The organism is Halorubrum sp. 48-1-W, from assembly GCF_003287355.1.
GTDB lineage: Archaea > Halobacteriota > Halobacteria > Halobacteriales > Haloferacaceae > Halorubrum.
On the sequence record NZ_QMIM01000012.1, the window covers coordinates 137,749 to 144,417 of the forward strand.

Annotated in this window: 9 protein-coding genes; 5 read left to right on the forward strand and 4 right to left on the reverse strand. The window is 64.9% G+C overall.

The window, feature by feature from the left end; all coding sequences use genetic code 11:
• The first annotated feature begins 207 nt into the window (after positions 1-207).
• From DQW50_RS06995 to DQW50_RS07005, 3 genes are all read left to right on the forward strand, one after another.
• The gene (locus DQW50_RS06995) at positions 208-1,218 is read left to right on the forward strand and encodes a transcription initiation factor IIB family protein (protein ID WP_112078572.1); all 1,011 of its coding nucleotides are present in this window, start codon (positions 208-210) and stop codon (positions 1,216-1,218) included.
• Positions 1,219-1,349: 131 nt separating this feature from the next.
• On the forward strand, positions 1,350-1,529 hold the full coding sequence (locus DQW50_RS07000) for a hypothetical protein (protein WP_112078573.1): 180 nt from the start codon (positions 1,350-1,352) through the stop codon (positions 1,527-1,529).
• A gap of 92 nt (positions 1,530-1,621) precedes the next feature.
• Positions 1,622-1,855: a UPF0058 family protein gene (locus tag DQW50_RS07005; protein ID WP_112078574.1), complete on the forward strand. Its 234-nt coding sequence runs from the start codon at positions 1,622-1,624 to the stop codon at positions 1,853-1,855.
• A 66-nt stretch (positions 1,856-1,921) separates the two neighbouring features.
• Here DQW50_RS07005 and DQW50_RS07010 read toward each other — a convergent pair whose 3' ends face one another.
• Positions 1,922-2,299 (reverse strand): DUF555 domain-containing protein, encoded by a 378-nt coding sequence (locus tag DQW50_RS07010; RefSeq protein WP_112078575.1) that lies wholly within the window; start codon positions 2,297-2,299, stop codon positions 1,922-1,924.
• A gap of 46 nt (positions 2,300-2,345) precedes the next feature.
• Positions 2,346-3,272 carry a DNA-3-methyladenine glycosylase gene (locus DQW50_RS07015; protein ID WP_112078576.1) on the reverse strand — a complete coding sequence of 309 codons (927 nt, stop codon included), beginning with the start codon at positions 3,270-3,272 and terminating at the stop codon, positions 2,346-2,348.
• A 144-nt stretch (positions 3,273-3,416) separates the two neighbouring features.
• On the opposite strand from DQW50_RS07015, the gene DQW50_RS07020 reads away from it, so the two are divergent.
• On the forward strand, positions 3,417-3,926 hold the full coding sequence (locus DQW50_RS07020; RefSeq protein ID WP_112078577.1) for an SRPBCC family protein: 510 nt from the start codon (positions 3,417-3,419) through the stop codon (positions 3,924-3,926).
• 63 nt (positions 3,927-3,989) lie between these two features.
• Here DQW50_RS07020 and DQW50_RS07025 read toward each other — a convergent pair whose 3' ends face one another.
• Complete coding sequence (locus tag DQW50_RS07025; protein ID WP_394338575.1) at positions 3,990-4,859, reverse strand: DMT family transporter; 870 nt, start codon at positions 4,857-4,859, stop codon at positions 3,990-3,992.
• 106 nt (positions 4,860-4,965) lie between these two features.
• Between DQW50_RS07025 and DQW50_RS07030 the strand changes: the two genes are divergently transcribed.
• Positions 4,966-5,256: a hypothetical protein gene (locus DQW50_RS07030; RefSeq protein WP_112078579.1), complete on the forward strand. Its 291-nt coding sequence runs from the start codon at positions 4,966-4,968 to the stop codon at positions 5,254-5,256.
• Between the two features lie 172 nt (positions 5,257-5,428).
• Here DQW50_RS07030 and DQW50_RS07035 read toward each other — a convergent pair whose 3' ends face one another.
• The gene (locus tag DQW50_RS07035) at positions 5,429-6,316 is read right to left on the reverse strand and encodes a hypothetical protein (protein WP_241964368.1); all 888 of its coding nucleotides are present in this window, start codon (positions 6,314-6,316) and stop codon (positions 5,429-5,431) included.
• Positions 6,317-6,669 lie beyond the last annotated feature (353 nt).

Consider the following 6,669-nt stretch of genomic DNA (forward strand, 5'->3'; position numbering starts at 1 on the left):
CACGGCATCGTATAACACGACCGAACACGAGATAGGAGCTAATTACCTGTAAACGACCGTATTCGACCGTCATTTCGCTATTCGAAGATTCCAGCAGTCGGCGTTATTACCGCTATATTTATATACTTCTAACCCTTACTGATAGTTAACGAATCGGGCCCACCCGGCCGTCGCATTTTTCGTCGGGAGTTCGATCGGAGAACACCCATGACAGAGACACGCATTCGAAGCTACGAGCGGGACGAGGCGGTCGATCGAGCCGGCACGTCAGAGCGAACGGCCGAGGAAACCGCCGAGACCGAATCGTCGGAGAACAGCCGAACAACGAGCTGTCCGGAGTGTACGGGCCGTCTCGTGACCGACACCGAACACGGTGAGACGGTGTGTGAAGACTGTGGACTCGTCGTCGAGGAGGACTCGGTCGACCGCGGGCCGGAGTGGCGCGCGTTCGACTCCGCGGAGCGGGACAGCAAGTCCCGCGTGGGCGCGCCCACGACGAACATGATGCACGACAAGGGCCTGTCGACCAACATCGGCTGGCAGGACCGCGACGGCTACGGGAAGTCGCTCTCCAGTCGACAGCGTCGCCAGATGCAGCGGCTCCGCACCTGGAACGAACGGTTCCGCACCCGGAACTCCAAGGAGCGCAACCTGAAGCAGGCGCTCGGCGAGATCGACCGGATGGCCTCGGCGCTCGGGCTCCCCGACAACGTCCGCGAGACCGCCTCCGTCATCTACCGCCGCGCGCTGAGCGAGAACCTCCTTCCCGGCCGGTCCATCGAGGGCGTCGCGACCGCCGCGCTGTACGCCGCTGCCCGGCAGGTCGGCAACCCGCGAAGCCTCGACGAGTTCACAGCGGTCTCGCGCGTCGACAAGATGGAGCTCACGCGGACGTACCGCTACGTCGTCCGCGAACTCGGGTTGGAGGTACAGCCGGCCGACCCCGAGAGCTACGTGCCCCGGTTCGTCTCGCGACTCGAGCTCCCGGAGGAGGTCGAACGCCTCGCACGGGAACTCCTGAAAAGCGCGAAAGAGGAAGGGATCACGAGCGGCAAGTCGCCGGTCGGACTGGCCGCGTCGGCCGTCTACGCCGCCGCCCTCCTCTCGAACCGAAAGGTGACCCAGAGCCAGGTGAGCGAGGTCGCAGACATCTCCGAGGTCACCATCCGCAACCGGTACAAGGAGCTACTCGAGGCCAGCGACCACCTGACCGCGTAGGGACCGACGAAACGGCGCGTCGTCATCGGGTGAACCCTCCGTCGTCGCGTGAGTTTTCCGCCGGCGGGATACCAGTGTGAAACGTCACCGCGTCACGTACGTTTTTAATCCGACGGGGTGTACCTGCTCGCATGGTCGAAGCGTTCGTTAGGCTGGTGTGCCCGGAGTGTTCCAAGGAGTGGCAGGACAACCCGGCAGGGTTGCCCGGGCTACGCACGAACTTCAGCTGTTCCAACTGTCACGCGACTCGACGACTCACGGAGTTCATGCGAACCGAACGGGACCTCGAGGCGGTTCGGCAGTTCCAGTGACGTGCGGGCTCGTGAGGCCTATATAGACGGGAGGTGTGGTAACTAGGCTCAGGATAGTAATATAAGCCTCCGGTAGCAAAGGACGGTTACTCATGAAGAAACAGGAGCTCATCCACCTTCACGGCCTCTTGGCCGAGGTACGAAAACAGTGCGAGTTCTGGGACGACGACCTCGACCTCGACGCGTATGAAGAACTCGGCGTCAAACCGACATCGATACACAAATCGAAGACGGACCACAAAGCGGCTGTTTTCAAACTGACCGAAGGGATCACGGAGCCGATGGCGGAGTCGGAATCGGAGCCGCTGGCCCCTACCGCGGACTGAAACTCGTCGAATACCCTACCGTCGCTCGTTACGTCCCGAGTAACCACGTTCAGCGAGCCGGATCTGTCAGTCGTCCTCGTCGGTCCCCGAGGACCCTTCCGTCTCCTCCTCGTCGATCTCTTCGACCGAGAGGACCTTGAGCGGAACCTTTCGGAGCCGCTGGCCGATCTCCTTTCGAGCGATCCGCCTCGCGTGTTCGTGGCGGTCGACGTTGAACACGTCCATCCGGAGTTCGAGCGCGACGAGCGCCTCGTCGGCGACGATGAACGCCGGCTGGAGTTCCTCTCCCGTCGGGGAGGTACGGCTTCCCATGTCGATCTCCACGTAGTTGAGGTCGGGATTCAGCATCTCGCCAGTTTTCGAGATCGCGATCCGGACCGCTTCGTCGGCGGTCTCCACGTCGTAAACGGGAACGGCAGCCTCCACGACGACTCGACAGTCCATCACGTGAGAACGTACCGTGCGAACGAGTATGAAGCTTCGGCCGAGGTCATTCCCCGCCAGCGCGAAGGTGATAGAACACGTACGTCTGGGCGTATCCGGCGTACTCCCCGCCGAATCGGTCACGGATCGCACGGGACGTCTCGGCGTACGATCCGCGGTCGCAGTCGGGATAGTACTCCTCGATGGTCGTGTGGATCCACGTGTCGAGCGGAACCGCCTCGAGAAAGCCCAGCGAGAACAGCGCGACGCAGTCCGCCACCTTGTCGCCGACCCCGACGAACCGCGTCAGCGATTTCCGCGCCTCCTCGTACGAGAGATCGGCCGCTTCCCACGGGTCCGCCTCTCCGGACACGACCATCTCCGCGGTCCGTCGGACGTAGGGCGCACGATATCCGAGCGAGAGGTCGCGGAGTTCGGATTCGCTCCGAGCCGCGAGTTGTTCCGGCGTCGGGTACGCGTGATACGTCCCTCCGCCGAGTTCGACGGTGTCCCCGTAGCTCTCCCGGAGCCTCCGTTGCATCCCGTGGATCCGGGCGACGCGCATCTGTGCCGAGCAGATGAACGAGACGAGACAGGGGAACGCCGGGTCCCGGACCAGACGCATGCCCTCGTACCGGTCGTACGCTCGCTCCAGGAGGGGAAGGTTCGGCATCGAAGCGCGTATGGCGTCGAGGTCGTCGTCGAGCCGGAGCAGGTGGGTGAGAAGCGGCACCGCGTCCGTCGGCGCCTCCCACTCGATCGTCCCGTCGTGGACGCCGCCGACCTGCCGGACCCGTACTGGAACCCGTTCGTCGGAGACACCCGGGAGGGGAGAAACGACCGTCTCGTACCATCCGTCGCCGCCGTGAGCGTGGAGCTCTTCGTACGTCCGGCCGTCGGCCCGGTTCCACAGGTAGCTCTGTCCGCTCTCGACGGTCGCTTGGAGATCGAAGGGCCCCGGGAGGTCGGCGACGTCGATCGCTCCTCGTTCCATCGGATCCGTGGAGGCGGCGCGAGCGTATCCGGGTTTCGGTACCCGTTTTGTCGACGAACGTGGTGCCGATCGTCGACGTGTGGACGTCCCGACGTCCGGAGACGACGGGGCGGGACTTTTGACCGTCGACGCCGAACGGCCGGCATGGCGACGTACCGCCGGAGAACCCGGATAACTGCTCCCATCGACCGCGTGTGGGCGTTCCACTCGACGATCGACGGGCTCCTCGAGTTGACGCCCGAGTGGATGAACATGCGGATCGAAGCGGTCGAGGGGCCGGACGGTGAGCGTGACCCCGACGTGTTGACCGCGGGCTCACGGATCCGGATGTCGATCCGACCGTTCGGCGTCATCCCTCGCCAACGGTGGATCTCGCGGATCGTCGAACGCGAGCCCGACGGGGACACACCCGTCGAGGGAAGCGCGTACTTCGTCGACGACATGGTCGACGGCCCGTTCCGAACCTGGGAGCACACCCACGCGTTCTATGCCGACGGGGACGAAACGATCCTCGTCGACACCGTCGAGTACCGGCTCCCGTTCGGCGCGCTCGGCGACACCGCGGGACCGTTCGCGAAGGTCGGTTTCGAGGGGATGTTTCGGGACCGACACCGCCGGACCGCGGAGCGGTTCGAGACGGAGCGACCCGCGTGACGTCCACGTCGGAGACGTTTCGGAGTCGGAGGAGCTCGCTGACGCCGACGATCGAACACAGGTTCAGCTCCGGGAGCCGGTCATCGTGAGGTAGATCCCCGAGAGAACGATCACGCCGCCGACGAGCGTGAACCGGGTCGGGACCTCACCCAGGAGCACCAACGCGAGGATCGTCGCCCCGACGGGTTCGCCGAGCAGTGATACCGAGACGACGCTCGATTCGAGGTACCCCAGGACCCAGTTGACGACCGTGTGTCCGAGCAGTCCCGGCCCGATCGCCAAACCGAGGAAGACCGCCCACTCGCGGGGCGGGTATCCGGAGAGCGGGTGCCCCTGTGCGAGCACGAGGACGAACAGCGACACCGTACAGACCCCGTAGACGACGACCACGTACGGAACCAGCGCGAGTCGCTGTCGCAACGATCGACCGGCGAGGACGTAGCCGGCGGCCGTCACCGCCCCGAAGAGCGCCAGCGCGTTGCCGTAAAGCGGTGCCGGGCCGACGAGAACCCCGCCGAGGAAGTCCCCCAGTGACATGGCCACGATCCCCCCCACCGCGATCGCTATCCCGACGGCGATACGTCGGGTTACCCGCTCACGAAGGAGGACCCACGCACCGAGCGCGACGAACACCGGCTGTGCCTGAACGAGCGTGACGCTCGCAGCGACGCTCGTCCATTCGAGGCTCTCGAACCACGAGGCGAAGTGTAACGCCAACGCGATACCCGACAGTGTCGCGAATCCGAGATCACGTCGGTCGATCCGCACGAACTGCTCGCGGTACCGCCACGCCGCGACCGGAAGAAGCGGCAACGTGGTAAAGAGCACCCGATAGAACGCGGCGACGGAGCTCGGCGCGTCACTCCACCTGACGAGGATCGCCCCGACACTAACCGCGAGGACCGCGGTCACGAGTCCCACCTTCGGAGGCACACGCGGAGCGTCCCAGTTCGAAGTCACACGACCGCTTTCCGGCGGATCCGGTTACCGCTTTCGGGACGTCGACGGAGGTTTGAATCCCCGAACCGAACGGAACGACATGTGTTCGGACACCTTCGGGGTCGGCATACGCGTCACCGAGGAGGAGCTTCGATTTCTCGTTCACGTCCCGACCGACATCGACTCCGGGTGGACCGACCCGGAGGCGTTCCAGTCGCTCGTCGCGGCGGTCGTCTGGGAGCGACTCGACAGACGGTCGGTGCTCGAGACGATCGCAACAGAGTACGATACCGGAGACACGGTGCGTTTGGGAACGGTCACGCTCGATCCCGACGGGACGGTCGTCGATCACGGTCTGAGGGCCCCCGGAGGAAACGACGACCGGGCGTGACCGCCCCCGGAGGAAACGACGACCGGGCGTGACCGCCCCCGGAGGAAACGACGACCGGGCGTGACCGCCCCCGGAGGAAACGACGACCGGGCGTGACCGCCCCCGGAGGAAACGACGACCGGGCGTGACCGCCCCCGGAGGAAACGACGACCGGGCGCGACCGTCCCCGGCGTCACTCCTCGAGGACGCGATCCGGATCGTCGCCACAAATCGCTGCAAAGGCGATACCGACCGTCGCCATCCGGGTCGGATCGTACGCCGTGAGGTCGTATCGTGTCGACCCGACCGTGTCCGTCCACGTGTCGAGCACCCCCAGCGAGACGAGCCCCGAGAGCGTCGCCCCGAGCGTTCGCGGCGTCGTCTCGGGACGTGAGAGGGTGGCGTGTACCTGCTTCGATTGTGGATAGTTCCGAGAACACGACTCGATACCGCGTTGTGCTTCGACCCAATACCGCCTCGTGTACCCGAACGTGGTCGGGTCCTCGCGTTTAAGCCGGGCGATCGCCGCCATCGACTCCGGATCGACACCCTCGATCGTATCGACGCGGTCGAGGATCGCCGGCAACGCCGACCCCGACGCCGCCGAGAGCGACCAGCCGATCGTGACGGACCCGTCGACTACAGCGGCCTCGGTCGCGATCCGCTCGACCGTGTCGACGGTCTCGGTAGCTCCGCGTGTGACCGCGAACGACGCGAGATCGTCGAGCAGCACTCGCGGCTCGGAGCCCTCGAATTCGGGAAGCGTGCCGGAAACCGTTTCGAGGATCCGGTCGACACCGGCGTCCGCTCCGAGAACTGTATACGCGAGACGCCGTTCGGGAAGGACCTGCGTGGTCGTCGTCGCGACCGCACCACGGGAGAGGTCGCTCGCGACGACGACGGCCTCACGACGTGGAGGCCCCCCGATCCGATCGCTCCACGCGCGTCTCCACTCCTCGAGGCCCGTCTCGAACAGGACCGAGACGACGGGTCGATCCGTGTCCCCGTCCCGAACCGACGGCGATCCGGTCGAAGCGACCCGAACCGTCACTTCGCCCTCGCGTGTCGTCGGGACGGTCATTAACGTATTGTCTTCAAACAGAAATAACATAAACTTACTGGTGGGACAATCAATATTGAGATCCCTAACGGTTCCGGACGCATCGAGAGCGAAGCGTATCCGCGAAGCGATCCGTCCGAATCCGAAACCTACCAACCACGGTTTCCAGTCGTCGTGATCCCGTCGCGCACAGTGCGATGAACCGTTCGTGCGTCCCCCGTGTAATCGGTCGAAAACGTCGAATCGACGGACGAGCCTTCGGCTCGACGACGACGAACGAACCGTGACGCGGAGACGGGTCTCCGCGTCGAAGGAATGAAGTATGAGTGGAGAGGCGGCGAACCGCGGTTCCCAGAGGATCGCTCACTCCAGTA